The organism is Rhizobium sp. CC-YZS058, from assembly GCF_034720595.1.
In the GTDB taxonomy this organism is placed as follows: Bacteria; Pseudomonadota; Alphaproteobacteria; order Rhizobiales; family Rhizobiaceae; genus Ferranicluibacter.
Genome location: NZ_JAYESJ010000001.1, coordinates 1,874,086 through 1,887,459, shown reverse-complemented (window position 1 = coordinate 1,887,459; position 13,374 = coordinate 1,874,086). Strand labels below are relative to the sequence as shown.

Genomic DNA, 13,374 nt, shown 5'->3' with positions numbered 1-13,374 from the left:
GCGGTCACCCGGCCAGGGCAGTCGGGCGCGCCGGCAGCCCGGGGCGGTCCAGTCCGGCCGGCGAGAGGGTAAAGACCTCGCAGCCCGTAGCCGTCACGCCGATTGCATGTTCGTATTGCGCGGAGAGCGACCTGTCGCGCGTGACCGCCGTCCAGCCATCCGCCAGCACTTTCACATGCGGACGGCCGAGATTGATCATCGGCTCGATGGTGAAGATCATGCCTTCCCGCAGCTCCGGTCCGTCGGAGGCGCGGCCATAATGGAGGATGTTCGGTGCGTCGTGGAACAGGCGGCCGACGCCATGCCCGCAGAAGTCGCGCACCACCGAGCAGCGCTCGGCTTCAGCAAAGCTCTGGATGGCTTCGCCGATCGCCCCGGTTCGCACGCCCGGCTTGACCACCGCGATGCCGCGCATCAGGCATTCATGCGTCACCTCCAGAAGCCGTTCGGCCGCCCGCTTGATCTCGCCCACCGGATACATCCGGCTCGAATCGCCATGCCAGCCATCCAGCACATAGGTGACGTCGATATTGACGATATCGCCTTCGCGCAGCGGCTTGTCGTTCGGAATCCCGTGGCAGACGACATGATTGATCGAGGTGCAGGAGGATTTCGTGTAACCGCGATAATTCAGCGTCGCGGGCAGGGCGCCGTGATCCATGCCGAAGGTGAAGACGAAGCGGTCGATCTCGTCCGTGGTCACGCCCGGCTTGACGATGTCGGCGAGCGCATCGAGGCAGCGCGCCGTCAGCTGGCAGGCGCGGCGCATGCCGTCGAAATCGTCCGGCGTGTATAGCCGGATGACGCCGGTGTTGCGGCGCGGCGCAGCCGCGGCTTCGATATAGGTGACCATTCCCGGGCCCTTGTTGCGTTCTGCCCTGTCTTAGATCAGAGAGGCACGCGCCGTCCACCGAAACAGGCTGTCAGAGGACGACGGTCGGCTTCCCAATGGACGTTCTCAGCTGGCCCTTGTCCGGACATAGGATCCCGGTGCTTCCTCCAGCGTGTTCATGGAGCCGCCGGTGCGCCGCGCCGGAACGCGGGTCGCATCCTGCGCTTCGATCCACTGGTGCCAGTGCGGCCACCAGGAGCCCGGATGCTCGTCTGCCTGCGGCAGCCAGTCCTCCAGCGCTCCCTCGGCCTTCGGACCGGTCCAGAACTGGTACTTGCGCTTGTCCGGCGGATTGACGACGCCGGCGATGTGTCCCGACCCGGAGAGGACGAAGGTCACCTCTCCGCCGAACAGCCCACAGCCATGGAAGACGGACTTGGCCGGGGCAATGTGGTCTTCCCGCGTCGCGAGATTGTAGACCGGGATCGTTACGTCCTTCAAAGACACGGTCTTCCCCGCGAGCACCATCTCGCCACGGCTCAGCGTGTTGTTCAGATAGCAGTTGCGAAGATAGAAGGAGTGGTTCGCTGCCGCCATCCGGGTCGAATCGGCATTCCAGAACAAGAGATCGAAGGCCGAGGGCTCGACGCCCTTCAGGTAATTGTTGACGACATAGGGCCAGATCAGCTCGGTCGGCCGCAGCATGTTGAAGGCGAGCGCCATTTTCGAGCCGTCGAGATAGCCGGTCTCGGCCATGCGCGCCTCGATGGCGCGCACCTGCGGCTCGTCGACGAAGACCTTCAGATCGCCGGCATAGGTGAAGTCCACCTGGGTGGTGAAAAGCGTGACCGAGCGGATGCGCCGATCGTTCTCCTGCGCATGCAAGGCCAGCGTCGCGGCGAGCAGCGTTCCGCCGACGCAGTAGCCGACGGCATTGACCTCGTCCTCGCCGGTCGCCTGGGCGATCGTGTCGAGCGCAAAGTCGATGCCCTCCCGCGCATAGGATTCCCAGTCCTTGGCGGCGTGGCGCTTGTCGGGGTTGACCCAGGAAATGACGAAGACCGTGTGCCCCTGATCGACCGCCCATTTGATGAAGGACTTCTGCGGATTGAGGTCAAGCACGTAGAATTTGTTGATCCAGGGCGGGCAGATGAGGAGAGGGCGCTTGAGCACGGTCTCGGTCGAGGCGTCGTACTGGATGACCTGGCAGACCTCGCTCTGGGCGAGAACCTTGCCCGGCGTCATGGCGATGTTCTCGCCGATCGCGAACTTCGTCATGTCGCTCTGGCGCAGCTTCAACTCGCCGCCGCCCGCCGCAATGTCTTCCGCCAGCATGCGCATGCCGGCAACCAGGTTCGCGCCGCTCTGGGCAACCGTCTCGCGGTAGACCTGCGGATTGGTGGCGACGAAATTGCTGGGCGAAAGCGCGCTGAGAACCTGCCTTGTGTAGAACTGGGCCTTGTGGCGCGTGTGCGCGTCGAGACCCTCGGCCTCCTCCACCAGCCGCTCCGCCCAGTCCGAAACAATGCCATAGGCCTGGCGCAGAAAGTCGAAGAAGGGGTTGTCCACCCAGTCCCGATCGGCAAAGCGCTTGTCGGCGGGGAGCGGCTGCGGCTCCGCTTCGCTGTTGATGCGATCGACGCTGCGCGCCCAAAGCGAGACGAGACCGGCTATCAGCTGCGTCTGCGCCTCGACGGAGCGGCGCGGGTCCGACATCCAGTATTCGGAGATCTTCGAAAGAACCTTGACGAGATCGAGCAACGGCTCGGCCAGCACGTCGGTCTTTTCGCCCCGCTCGCGCGGCGCGAGCCAGGCCGAGGCCGCCTTGCCCGCCTGCTCGACGGCGCGGGCGAGGTTCATCGTCAGCGCCTGCGGATCCTTGACGATGTAAGGCTCGATGGCTTTCGGATCGATTCCATGGAAACCACCTGCCGTACCCTCGCGGGATCCAGCATTCTCGCCGCTGCCGTGCTTCACCCGGATCCTCCGAACGCCTGCTTTGATTTGGCTTTTTACATTCTGCCCTAAAACAACTACAAGGACCAGCGCATGTTGCCGCCTTGAGGGCGGGCGAAGCATGCGCAGTGATCAGAGCGGGCCGCGGCACGCCGGGCAGGGGTTTTCATGAAGAGTTTGTCCCGTTTCACCCTTCTTCTCGCGGTGAGCGCGCTCGCCGGCTGCACGAGCTATGAGGGCGAGCGTCAGCAGAGCTATACCTCCGCCATGGCCCGTCCGGTGCCGACCGATGTCTATCCGGTGATCGAGGGCCGGCGTCCGACGGCGGCTCCGCAGATGAGCAATGAGGAAGCGGCCGCGCTCCAGGCGCGCATGACGGCCCTGTCCGGCCGCCGTGCCGCGGGGCAGATCACCGAGGCCGAATACCAGCGCCGGCTGAAGGAACTGGAAGCCCTTGCGGCCAATCACGGCAGCGAAACGCTCGCCGAGATCAAGAATTAGCACTTGCCTTTCAGGCCGATTGGCCGCAAAGCCAAGGCGATCACGGCGCGGTTGTCGAACCGCGCCATGCCAGTCCGCGCGTGGCGAAGCCGGTCCGAAAGCCTGTTCCGTCGCGGCTCACGAGGTCGAGAAAGATGGAAGAGTTTCATAAAGTCCGCCGCCTGCCGCCTTACGTCTTCGAACAGGTCAATCGCCTGAAGGCCAGCGCGCGAGCGGGTGGAGCCGACATCATCGACCTCGGCATGGGCAATCCGGACCTGCCGACGCCGCAGGCCATCGTCGACAAGCTGTGCGAAGTGGTGCGCGATCCGCGCACCCACCGCTATTCCTCTTCCAAGGGCATTCCGGGCCTGCGCCGTGCCCAGGCCGCCTATTACGCCCGCCGTTTCGGCGTGAAGCTCAACCCGGAAACGCAGGTCGTGGCGACGCTCGGCTCCAAGGAAGGCTTCGCCAACATGGCGCAGGCCATCACCGCGCCGGGCGATGTCGTGCTCTGCCCGAACCCGACCTATCCGATCCATGCCTTCGGCTTCCTGATGACCGGTGGCGTCATCCGCTCGATCTCGGTCGAGCCGGACGAGACCTTCTTCCCGCCGCTCGAGCGCGCCATCCGCCATTCGATCCCGAAGCCGATCGCGCTGATCATCAACTATCCGTCCAACCCGACGGCCCATGTCGCGACGCTGGATTTCTACAAGGACGTCGTCGCCTTCGCGAAGAAGCACGACATCGTCATCCTGTCCGATCTCGCCTATTCTGAGATCTATTTCGGCGACACGCCGCCGCCCTCCGTCCTCGAGGTTCCGGGCGCGATGGACAACACCGTCGAGTTCACCTCCATGTCGAAGACCTTCTCCATGCCCGGCTGGCGCATGGGCTTTGCCGTCGGCAACGAGCGGCTGATCTCGGCGCTTACCCGGGTCAAATCCTATCTCGATTACGGCGCCTTCACGCCGATCCAGGTGGCCGCCACCCATGCACTGAATGGCGACGGGTCCGACATTGCCGAGGTCCGCGCCATCTACAAGCGCCGCCGCGACGTGCTGGTCGAAAGCTTCGGCAAGGCTGGCTTCGAGGTGCCGCCGCCGGAGGCCACCATGTTCGCCTGGGCGAAGATCCCGGAGAAGTTCCGCCATCTGGGCTCGCTTGAATTCTCCAAGCTCCTGGTGGAAAAAGCCGATATCGCGGTGGCGCCCGGCGTCGGCTTCGGCGAACTCGGCGACGATTATGTGCGCATCGCCCTTGTCGAGAACGAGCACCGCATTCGCCAGGCCGCCCGCAACCTGAAGAAGTTTCTTTCGGCTGCCGACGACACGCTGCACAACGTCATTTCGCTCAACGCTCGCCGCTAGGCCAGCCGACCCCTTCGATTTGCTTTGCCGAACTTTTCGGCGGAGCCCAAAGACACGCATAGGACAGGACATATGGCAGAGCCCCTCAGGATCGGTATTGCAGGGCTGGGTACGGTGGGCGCTTCGCTGGTACGCATTCTCAGCGAACGGCACCTGCAGCTGGCAACCACCTGCGGCCGGCCGATCGAGATCGTCGCCATCACCGCGCGCTCGCGGGAGAAGAATCGCGGCGTGCCGCTTGACCTTTATGCCTGGCACGAAGACGCCGTCTCGCTGGCGCAGACGGCCGAAATGGATGTCTTCGTCGAGTTGATGGGAGGGGCCGGCGATCCGGCCTATTCTGCGGTCAAGGCGGCGCTGTCGCGCGGCATCCATGTCGTCACGGCCAACAAGGCGCTGCTGGCCGCGCACGGCATCGAACTCGCGGGCATCGCCGAGGCCCATGGCGCGCTGCTGAACTACGAGGCCGCCGTGGCCGGCGGCATTCCCGTCATCAAGGCGCTGCGCGAATCGATGACCGGCAACACCATCGCCCGCGTCTACGGCATCATGAACGGCACCTGCAATTACATCCTGACCCGGATGGAAAAGGAGGGGCTGACCTTCGAGGCGTGCCTCAAGGAAGCGCAAAGACTCGGCTATGCCGAAGCCGATCCCGCCTTCGATATCGAGGGAAACGACACGGCGCACAAGCTCTCCATTCTCACCAGCCTTGCCTTCGGCACGGCGATCGCGGCGGATGATATCTATCTCGAAGGCATCACCAATATCTCGCCCGAGGATATCCGCGCCGCCTCCGATCTCGGCTATCGCATCAAGCTGCTGGGCGTCGCGCAGCGCACCGAAAGCGGCATCGAGCAGCGGGTGCACCCGACCATGGTGCCCTTCGATTCCGTGATCGCGCAGGTGGATGGCGTCACCAATGCGGTGGCGATCGAATCCGATATTCTGGGTGAGCTCCTGATGGTCGGCCCCGGCGCCGGCGGCAATGCGACCGCCTCCGCCGTGCTGGGCGACATCGCCGACATTGCCAAAAGCCGGCCGGGCGCCCAGCACGTTCCGGCCTTCGGCCGTCCGGTCGACAAGCTCCTGCCCTATACCCGCGCCCAGATCCAGAGCCATGAGGGCGGCTATTTCATCCGTCTGGAAGTGGTGGATCGCACCGGCGTCTTTGCGAGCATCGCCGGGCGCATGGCCGAACAGGGCATCTCGCTCGAATCGATCATGCAGCATGCCAAAACGGCGAGCGAGCCGGGCGCGCCGCAGACGATCATCCTCGTCACCCACGCCACCAGCGAGCACTCGGTGCGCGACGCTGTCCAGGCCATCAAGGGCGAGGGCTATCTGGTCGGCGAGCCGCAGGTCATCCGCATCGAGCGGCCGAAGGAATACTGACATCGGACCGTGGCACGATGCGACGGCTAAGGGCAGGGCGCGGTCTGACGGCCGCGGGCTGAGCGTGTCGGCGCCATGAACGACTTCCCCGACCCGATCGTCCGCCCGTTTCTCGGCGTCGAGCAGTCGGCCACGGGCCAGCGATGGATGGCGCGGCTGGATCCCGCGGGCCAGAACCGCGCCTTGGCGATTGCCCAGGTGCATGGCTTGCCGGATCTGATCGCCCGGGTGCTGGCCGGCCGGGGCGTCGGCCAGGACGAGGCGATGGCCTTCCTCGACCCGACGCTGCGCAGCCTCATGCCCGACCCCGACCAGTTGACCGACGCGCCGAAGGCGGCGGAACGACTGGCCGATGCGATCGCCCGGCGCGAGACGGTGGCAATCTTCGGGGACTACGATGTCGACGGCGCGGCGTCCTCCGCCATCCTCTGCCGTTTCCTCCGGCATTTTGGCCTGGATCCGGACATCTACATCCCTGACCGGATTTACGAAGGCTATGGCCCGAATCCGCCGGCAATCGACCGGCTGATCGATGGCGGCGCCACGTTGATCGTTACGGTCGATTGTGGCTCGACCAGCCATGAATCGCTCGCCCGCGCCGCCGAACGTGGCGTGGATGTTGTCGTCATCGACCATCACCAGGTAGCGGGAGAGCTGCCGCCTGCGGTCGCGCTCGTCAATCCGAATCGCGAGGACGATCTGTCTGGGCAGGGGCATCTGTGCGCCGCAGGCGTCGTGTTCCTCGTCCTCGTCGGCCTGCAACGCGAATTGCGACGGCGAGGGGACCTGCGCGGCGGCAGCTTCGATCTCCTGACCCTGCTCGATCTCGTGGCGCTCGCCACCGTGTGCGATGTCGTGCCGCTGAAGGGTCTTAACCGCGCCTATGTCGTGAAGGGGCTGATTGCTGCGCGTCATATGCAGAACCCTGGTCTCGCCGCGCTGTTTCGCAAGGCCGGTCTGAGCGGTCCCGTGACGCCCTATCACTTCGGTTTCCTCATCGGCCCGCGCATCAACGCCGGCGGTCGGATCGGCGATGCCGGTCTTGGAAGCCGCTTGTTGACGCTCGATGATCAGGCCGAAGCGGAAGCAATCGCCGAACAGCTGGACGGGCTCAACAGCGACCGGCAGGCGATCGAGAAGGCGATGCTGGAGGAAGCCGAGGCCGAAGCGCTGCTGGAGTATGGCGATGGCGGCGGCGCCTCCGTCATCCTGACGGCGCGGGACGGCTGGCATCCGGGAATTGTCGGGCTGATCGCCGCGCGGCTGAAAGAACGGTTCCGCCGGCCGGCCTTCGCCATTGCCTTCAACGCCAGCGGCCGCGGCACGGGATCGGGGCGCTCGATCAGCGGTTTCGACATCGGCCGCATGGTGCGCGCCGCCGTGGAGGAGGGCCTGCTCATCAAGGGCGGCGGCCATGCGATGGCTGCGGGGCTGACGGTGGAGCGCAGCCAGCTCGGACCGCTGCGCGCCTTTTTCGAAGCCCGCGCCGAGCGCGTGGTGCAGACACTGGTCGACTCGCAGGTGCTGAAGATCGACGGTGCGCTCTCCGCCTCCGGTGCCACGCTCGGCCTGATCGACCTGCTGGAGCGGGCCGGACCCTATGGTGCGGGCCATTCCCAGCCGGTCTTCGCCCTGCCGGCCCACCGCATCCGCGATGCCCGCCCCATCGGCACCGAGCATGTCAAGGTGACTTTGGAGGCACCGGATGGCTCCCGGCTGGACGCAATCGCCTTTCGCGCCATGCGCAGCGCACTCGGAACCCTGCTTCTCTCCGGTCGCGGCACAACCATCCATGCGGCCGGCTGCCTTTCAGCCGAGATCTGGCAGGGAACACGCCGGGTGCAGTTCCGTCTCCTCGACGCTGCGCCCGCTCTGTAAGGGAGAACCGGCCGAAAGTGGCACGCCCTAGGGGAATCGAACCCCTCTTTCCAGAATGAGAATCTGGCGTCCTGACCGATAGACGAAGGGCGCGTGCGGCCCGCATGTGGGCTCGCGCGGTCGGGTACGCAAGAGGGAGAAAGGAGAAACCGCGAAGTGGCACGCCCTAGGGGAGTCGAACCCCTCTTTTCAGAATGAAAATCTGACGTCCTAACCGATAGACGAAGGGCGCGTGCTTTCGCGGTGGGCGCCTTATAGTCGGACGCCGGAGAACCGGCAAGAGGAAATCGACGAGCGAGCGAAGAAATTTCGCGAGGCAAAGCGTGAGCAAAGACAATTGCCTAAACGGCTCTGTTCAAGCGATTTCGAGACCAGGAAGAGGAAGCAGGTGGCACGCCCTAGGGGAGTCGAACCCCTCTTTTCAGAATGAAAATCTGACGTCCTAACCGATAGACGAAGGGCGCGTGCGCTGTTTGCGTGGGGGTCTTATAGTCAGAGCACTTCTCGCCCGCAAGCCGCAAACGTCATTTTTCTGCAAAATTTCCACACGTTGATGAAGAAGGAGAATTCCAAGCGATTACAGTACGTTACGCATCGCGCGTCCGGCAAGGCCAGTTCCAGTCGCGCTGGCGACCGGTGTCGACGTGGACGGATTCGGTATGACAGTAGGTGCCGACGCCGCCGCGGCCCGGGACGCTGCGCAGGTAGCTCGCGAGCTCCCACTTCGAGACGCCGGGCACCTGGATATCTGCGGCTTCGCAGGTGAGGTGATGCGACCGTGTCGCGCCGCCGACCGCCACGTTGTGGGCGAGGCTGCGATGGCCAGAGGTGACGATCAGTTTGCGACCGAACCGCGACTCGACCCCCTTCAGAATCTGCAGCAGATCGGGTTTGAAGCAACCGGTCTCGACCGTTTCGGTCTGCACGATCAAGCCATTCGGCGCCAGGCGGGCGAGACCGGTGAGCGAGGCGAGCTTGATGCGCGGGCTGCGGTCGTCATGGTCGGCGGCTTCGTCATCGACGGTGGCGAACATCGATCGGGCGCGAATGCCGGGCAGGGCGCCGTAACTCAAGACCGCAACCTGCTGCGGCGAGAGATTGGCGGCGAGCTCCAATGCCTTCGGGTCGTTGCCTTTGCCCTTCGCCGCCGTCTTGCGGGCGCCGGCAAACAGGCCGACGAGTGAAAGGGCCGGGTCCGCCGCAGCGGCAAGCTCCGGCGCTGTCTTCTGCTTCAGCTCCGCGCCCTGCTGCGGCATCTCCACCTGCGGCGCGGCCGGCTGCTGAACGGGCAGGCTGACAGGTGCGGCCTGGGGGGTGAGCGGCAAGGGCGCAGCTTGCGCCGGCGGCATCGGCTGCGGCTGACTGCGGAACAGGCTGCCTCCGGCGGGGCCGCTGGCGCCGGGCGCAATCCCGGCTGCCGGCTGTCCGACCGAGAAGATGCTGCTGGACATGGCCTTCAGCCCGGTTCCTTCCATGACCACCGAGCTGCCGTCACCGCCCACCATGGGCGCCGCCGGGGGAGGGGCCGCCGCCTGCCCCGGCGCGGCCGCCATCTGCTGCGCCGCGCCGCCCGGGTTTGCGGATTGCGCGCTGCCTGTCTTGGTGGCCGCAGCGGCAGGATCGACCAGCGAGGCTGCCGTCGCCGGCACCTCGGCCTCGTCTCCCGCAACGCCCTCCGTCAGGGTCTCGATCGCCGGCTTGTTCGTGACGCAGCCGGCCAGAAGCAGCGTGGACACGGAGGCCGCCAGAGCGGCGAGGCGGAGCGGATGAGATAGGCCGGAATGGCGCAAGACAGTCTCCCAACGAGCGATGGCGGCAGGAGAACGCGCCATCATGGCCGGAGGCCTGCGAGAAACAGGCCGTCATGAGGGAGACGATGCCACGAGCGGCGTGCGCGGAGCTTGCGGGAAGCGCGGAGGGCGGCGCTGGAAGGGCGGAGGGCTGCGCGGGAAGGGCGGAGAGCCGCCGGTAGCGGCTCTCCTGCTGTTTCGGAGCAGCTTACCAGCTGCCGGTGTTTTCCATCGACAGCCAGGGCTCCTGCGGCGCCAGCCTGTCGCCCTTCTGCAGAATCTCGATCGAAATGCCGTCCGGCGAGCGCACGAAGGCCATGTTGCCGTCGCGCGGCGGGCGATTGATGGTGATGCCGCTGTCCATCAGCGACTGGCAGAAGCCGTAGATGTCCTCGACCTCATAGGCGAGATGGCCGAAATTGCGCCCGCCCGTATAGTCTTCCGGATCCCAGTTGTACGTCAGTTCCAGGCATGGCGCCATCTTGGCTCTCGCTTCGTCGAGATCGCCGGGCGCAGCGAGGAAGACGAGCGTGAAGCGGCCTTTCTCGTTCTCGCTGCGGCGCACTTCCTGAAGCCCGAACACAGTGCAGTAGAAGTGAAGAGAGGCGTCAAGATCCTTCACGCGGACCATGGTGTGCAGATAGCGCATCGGATACCCTTTCGATGGAATGCAATGGCGCGTCATCTAGAGCTGCGAAAGCCAGGCGCAAGGCTGGTTTTTTAGCCTTTTCTTGCTGCGGCAGAGCGACGGCAAAAAACCTTCGGGGTCTTGCCTCATCGCACCGGGACGATGTTATGGTGATCGTCAAGAATCAATTAACCGCAGCGATCGTGATGCGTGGACGAGGGGCTGAAGGGTATGGCGGACAGGATTTCGACTAAGGGCATCGATGCGAGCGAGGAGTTCGGCGGCGATGCGCTGGATCTGATCGAGATCACCGGCGTCATCAAATGGTTCGACGTGGCGAAGGGCTTCGGCTTCATCGTGCCGGACAACGGCATGAAGGATGTTCTGCTGCACGTGACCTGCCTGCGCCGCGATGGGTATCAAACCGTTCTCGAAGGCGCCCGCATCGTGGCTCTCGTTCAGAAGCGCGACCGCGGCTACCAGGCCTTCCGCATTCTCTCCATGGACCAGTCCACTGCGGTGCATCCCTCGCAGCTGCCGCCGGTCAAGACGCATGTGCAGGTGACGCCCACGAGCGGGCTTGAGCGCGTCCTCGTCAAATGGTTCAACCGGACCAAGGGTTTCGGCTTCCTGACGCGCGGCGACGGCACCGAGGACATCTTCATCCACATGGAAACCCTGCGTCGCTTCGGCCTGACCGAGCTGCGGCCGGGCCAGACCGTGCTGGTGCGCTTCGGCGATGGCGACAAGGGCCTGATGGCTGCCGAGATCCATCCGGACGTCCCCGCGCCGGCCGGCCGTTCCCATTGACCCGGCCTGCGGCCAAGCCGGCTTCGCGAGCGAAGGCTGCGAATGCGCGCCGAAAGCGGGCTTTCGGCTTAAAACTGCCTGCGCTGGTGATGGCGTCTGTTCTCTGCCTGCCCCTTGCCGCTGATTTCCTGCCCGGCCAAGCGCAGGCGCAGCAAGGCACCGGCAAGGTCACCTTCGAAACCGGCGCTCTCACCCTTCAGACCACGGATGGCAAGCGCCATTCCTTCACCATCGAACTGGCGCTCGATAGCGACCAGCGGGCTCAAGGCCTCATGTTTCGAAAGAGCATGGCGGCCGATCACGGCATGTTGTTCGACTTCGGAACGACGCGTCGGGTGATGATGTGGATGAAGAACACGATCCTGCCGCTCGACATGCTCTTCGTGTCCAAGGAGGGCAGGGTGGAAACCCTTCACGAGAACGCCGTTCCGCAATCGGAAGCGATCATCGATTCGCAGGTGCCGGTCGCCTATGTGCTGGAACTGAACGCCGGCACCATCAAGCGCCTCGCCATCACCCCCGGCGCCCGTCTGGAAACACCGCAGATCGGCCCCTCGGCAAAGCCCGTCGAAGCCGACTGACGCGCCGTGCGTGCGAAGCATGCCCGTCGACGCCTCCCTTGATCCGTCATGGAACCCTGTGCGCCCATCGCTGTTCGGTCGTCGGCAACCAGCAAGGAGACCAGATATGATCACTCGGGCCATGACCAACAAGGACCCGAAGGGCGAAAACACCAGCGGCGGCGGCCATCTCGGCGGCACCCATCTCGGCCAATCCCCCGACGCCAAGACCACCTCCACCACATCCAAGAAGGGCGACAAGGCGCGCCCGAACAACGGCAAGAACTGACCTCGACCAATTGCACCTGCGTCGGTCGCCTTAACCGGGCTACCGGTGCAGACTGGGATCGGCCTGGACGCTGACCGGCATTCCCAGCAGCGCGAGGAGAGAAGCCGCGTCAATCTGCTCTTATCTTGGTTTTGTTCGTTGGAAGCAGGCGAGGGGCGCTACAGGAAAAAGTCGCCACTCTTCAGCACGATCGGATCGTCGAACTTGACTGAAAAGTCGGCGATCTTGTCGCCGTTCGTGTCGCCTAACAAAACAGTCTGCCCTTTCACTGTTTCGAAACGCAATTCGCCGGCCTTGCCATGAAAGGCAGACTCCTTGATGAAGCTGAAAGCCTGATTTCCGGACAGCTTTGTATTCGCATCGATGTCCGACAGGTCCAGTTTGTCGCGCTGGCGAGCGTTGAAGTCGGTGATCAAGTCCTGTCGGCCACGCGATGCCGCGCTGTCGGAGACCGACGAGAATTCGAAAATGTCTGCGCCGAGCCCGCCCGTGAGCTTGTCGGCGCCGGCGCCGCCATTCAGTCTATCATTGCCACCGCCGCCGATGAGCTTGTCCGCTCCGGCCAAGCCCAGCAAATAGTCTTTCCCTAGGCCGCCCGTGAGCGTTTCGGATTTCGCGGTTCCCTTCGTGGTTTCAAGGACGTCGCCCACAGACACGGACATGGTGGCGACAGTCGCGGCCCCGTCTGCGTCCGTTGCCGTAAACTTGAACTTGAAGGACTTTGCGGTCTCATAGTCGAGGGCGCGAAGCAGTATGACCTTGTCGCCCTTCAGCTGCACCAGCCCTTTCGCATTATCCGCCAATGCAAATGTCAGCGCACCGCCGTTGTCGTCGCGTGCGGAAACGGTGCCGATGACCGAGCCAACCTTGGTCGCTTCGGATACGGAGGCTTTGCTGAAGGAAAGCTTGCTCGGGGGCTCGTTCGACGTCAGGAATTTCGTTCCGGTCGCCGTAATGTCGATGATCTTGTCGGCGAATTGCAGAACCTCGACGTTGTAGAATTTGTCGGTTCCGTCCGGGCTGCCTGGGCGATTGTCATGGACCATCACTGTCGCGCCCGAGACGGGCGAATAGGCGATTGTGTAAGTGTAGTCGCTTTCTTTCCCACTGAAGAGGACAGCATCCTTCCCGCCGAACGCGAAAACCAGCTGATCCCCGGAACCAGCGTCGAAGGGATCGTTCCCAGATGTACCATAAACATAAGTCGCCATCGAAAGTCCCTCCATCTTTCGGGCAAACCGCCCGCTCACCTTTCATAGCGGGAACCTCCAGTTCAGCAAAGACCAGATTGCGGCGCGTGGCGGCAGGAATAAGCGTGACGGTCTACGACCGCGGAACCCGATAACGAGTGTTCGAAGAGAACAATCTACCGCTTTTTTCTAC

12 protein-coding genes and 3 tRNA genes are annotated in these 13,374 nt (G+C 64.2%); 7 read left to right on the top strand and 8 right to left on the bottom strand.

Annotated features, from left to right (window positions below):
- Nucleotides 1-4 precede the first annotated feature (4 nt).
- On the bottom strand, nucleotides 5-853 hold the full coding sequence (gene map / locus U8330_RS08950) for a type I methionyl aminopeptidase (protein ID WP_323104869.1): 849 nt from the start codon (nucleotides 851-853) through the stop codon (nucleotides 5-7).
- A 105-nt stretch (nucleotides 854-958) separates the two neighbouring features.
- On the bottom strand, nucleotides 959-2,809 hold the full coding sequence (locus U8330_RS08945; RefSeq protein WP_323104867.1) for a class I poly(R)-hydroxyalkanoic acid synthase: 1,851 nt from the start codon (nucleotides 2,807-2,809) through the stop codon (nucleotides 959-961).
- 147 nt (nucleotides 2,810-2,956) lie between these two features.
- Between U8330_RS08945 and U8330_RS08940 the strand changes: the two genes are divergently transcribed.
- The 4 genes from U8330_RS08940 to recJ all read left to right on the top strand — a co-directional run bounded on the left by U8330_RS08940 (nucleotide 2,957) and on the right by recJ (nucleotide 7,914).
- A complete protein-coding gene (locus tag U8330_RS08940; protein ID WP_323104866.1) occupies nucleotides 2,957-3,289 on the top strand; it encodes an SHOCT domain-containing protein in 333 nt (110 codons plus the stop codon).
- Nucleotides 3,290-3,423: 134 nt separating this feature from the next.
- Nucleotides 3,424-4,641 (top strand): LL-diaminopimelate aminotransferase, encoded by a 1,218-nt coding sequence (locus U8330_RS08935; protein WP_323104865.1) that lies wholly within the window; start codon nucleotides 3,424-3,426, stop codon nucleotides 4,639-4,641.
- Between the two features lie 72 nt (nucleotides 4,642-4,713).
- Entirely contained in the window at nucleotides 4,714-6,036 is a 1,323-nt protein-coding gene (locus U8330_RS08930; protein ID WP_323104864.1) for a homoserine dehydrogenase, read from the top strand.
- 75 nt (nucleotides 6,037-6,111) lie between these two features.
- Nucleotides 6,112-7,914 (top strand): single-stranded-DNA-specific exonuclease RecJ, encoded by a 1,803-nt coding sequence (gene recJ / locus U8330_RS08925; protein WP_323104862.1) that lies wholly within the window; start codon nucleotides 6,112-6,114, stop codon nucleotides 7,912-7,914.
- 18 nt (nucleotides 7,915-7,932) lie between these two features.
- Here recJ and U8330_RS08920 read toward each other — a convergent pair.
- The 5 genes from U8330_RS08920 to U8330_RS08900 all read right to left on the bottom strand — a co-directional run bounded on the left by U8330_RS08920 (nucleotide 7,933) and on the right by U8330_RS08900 (nucleotide 10,353).
- A tRNA-Glu gene (locus tag U8330_RS08920) sits at nucleotides 7,933-8,007 on the bottom strand.
- A gap of 64 nt (nucleotides 8,008-8,071) precedes the next feature.
- A tRNA-Glu gene (locus tag U8330_RS08915) sits at nucleotides 8,072-8,146 on the bottom strand.
- Nucleotides 8,147-8,303: 157 nt separating this feature from the next.
- Nucleotides 8,304-8,378, bottom strand: a tRNA-Glu gene (locus tag U8330_RS08910).
- A gap of 123 nt (nucleotides 8,379-8,501) precedes the next feature.
- Nucleotides 8,502-9,749: a YcbK family protein gene (locus tag U8330_RS08905; RefSeq protein WP_323104861.1), complete on the bottom strand. Its 1,248-nt coding sequence runs from the start codon at nucleotides 9,747-9,749 to the stop codon at nucleotides 8,502-8,504.
- Nucleotides 9,750-9,912: 163 nt separating this feature from the next.
- On the bottom strand, nucleotides 9,913-10,353 hold the full coding sequence (locus U8330_RS08900; protein WP_323104860.1) for a VOC family protein: 441 nt from the start codon (nucleotides 10,351-10,353) through the stop codon (nucleotides 9,913-9,915).
- Between the two features lie 210 nt (nucleotides 10,354-10,563).
- Between U8330_RS08900 and U8330_RS08895 the strand changes: the two genes are divergently transcribed.
- From U8330_RS08895 to U8330_RS08885, 3 genes are all read left to right on the top strand, one after another.
- Nucleotides 10,564-11,142 (top strand): cold-shock protein, encoded by a 579-nt coding sequence (locus tag U8330_RS08895; RefSeq protein ID WP_323104859.1) that lies wholly within the window; start codon nucleotides 10,564-10,566, stop codon nucleotides 11,140-11,142.
- A gap of 89 nt (nucleotides 11,143-11,231) precedes the next feature.
- Complete coding sequence (locus tag U8330_RS08890) at nucleotides 11,232-11,723, top strand: DUF192 domain-containing protein (protein ID WP_323104858.1); 492 nt, start codon at nucleotides 11,232-11,234, stop codon at nucleotides 11,721-11,723.
- Between the two features lie 106 nt (nucleotides 11,724-11,829).
- A complete protein-coding gene (locus U8330_RS08885) occupies nucleotides 11,830-11,991 on the top strand; it encodes a hypothetical protein (RefSeq protein WP_323104857.1) in 162 nt (53 codons plus the stop codon).
- A 158-nt stretch (nucleotides 11,992-12,149) separates the two neighbouring features.
- Here U8330_RS08885 and U8330_RS08880 read toward each other — a convergent pair whose 3' ends face one another.
- Complete coding sequence (locus U8330_RS08880; RefSeq protein WP_323104856.1) at nucleotides 12,150-13,202, bottom strand: M10 family metallopeptidase C-terminal domain-containing protein; 1,053 nt, start codon at nucleotides 13,200-13,202, stop codon at nucleotides 12,150-12,152.
- Between the last annotated feature and the right edge of the window lie 172 nt (nucleotides 13,203-13,374).

Bases quoted from the DNA above. Each gene is read 5' to 3' on its own strand.
- map (WP_323104869.1), bottom strand. From the start codon at position 853: ATGGTCACCTATATCGAAGCCGCGGCTGCGCCGCGCCGCAACACCGGC.
- U8330_RS08940 (WP_323104866.1), top strand. From the start codon at position 2,957: ATGAAGAGTTTGTCCCGTTTCACCCTTCTTCTCGCGGTGAGCGCGCTC.
- U8330_RS08935 (WP_323104865.1), top strand. From the start codon at position 3,424: ATGGAAGAGTTTCATAAAGTCCGCCGCCTGCCGCCTTACGTCTTCGAA.
- U8330_RS08930 (WP_323104864.1), top strand. From the start codon at position 4,714: ATGGCAGAGCCCCTCAGGATCGGTATTGCAGGGCTGGGTACGGTGGGC.
- recJ (WP_323104862.1), top strand. From the start codon at position 6,112: ATGAACGACTTCCCCGACCCGATCGTCCGCCCGTTTCTCGGCGTCGAG.
- U8330_RS08905 (WP_323104861.1), bottom strand. From the start codon at position 9,749: ATGATGGCGCGTTCTCCTGCCGCCATCGCTCGTTGGGAGACTGTCTTG.
- U8330_RS08900 (WP_323104860.1), bottom strand. From the start codon at position 10,353: ATGCGCTATCTGCACACCATGGTCCGCGTGAAGGATCTTGACGCCTCT.
- U8330_RS08895 (WP_323104859.1), top strand. From the start codon at position 10,564: ATGGCGGACAGGATTTCGACTAAGGGCATCGATGCGAGCGAGGAGTTC.
- U8330_RS08890 (WP_323104858.1), top strand. From the start codon at position 11,232: ATGGCGTCTGTTCTCTGCCTGCCCCTTGCCGCTGATTTCCTGCCCGGC.
- U8330_RS08885 (WP_323104857.1), top strand. From the start codon at position 11,830: ATGATCACTCGGGCCATGACCAACAAGGACCCGAAGGGCGAAAACACC.
- U8330_RS08880 (WP_323104856.1), bottom strand. From the start codon at position 13,202: ATGGCGACTTATGTTTATGGTACATCTGGGAACGATCCCTTCGACGCT.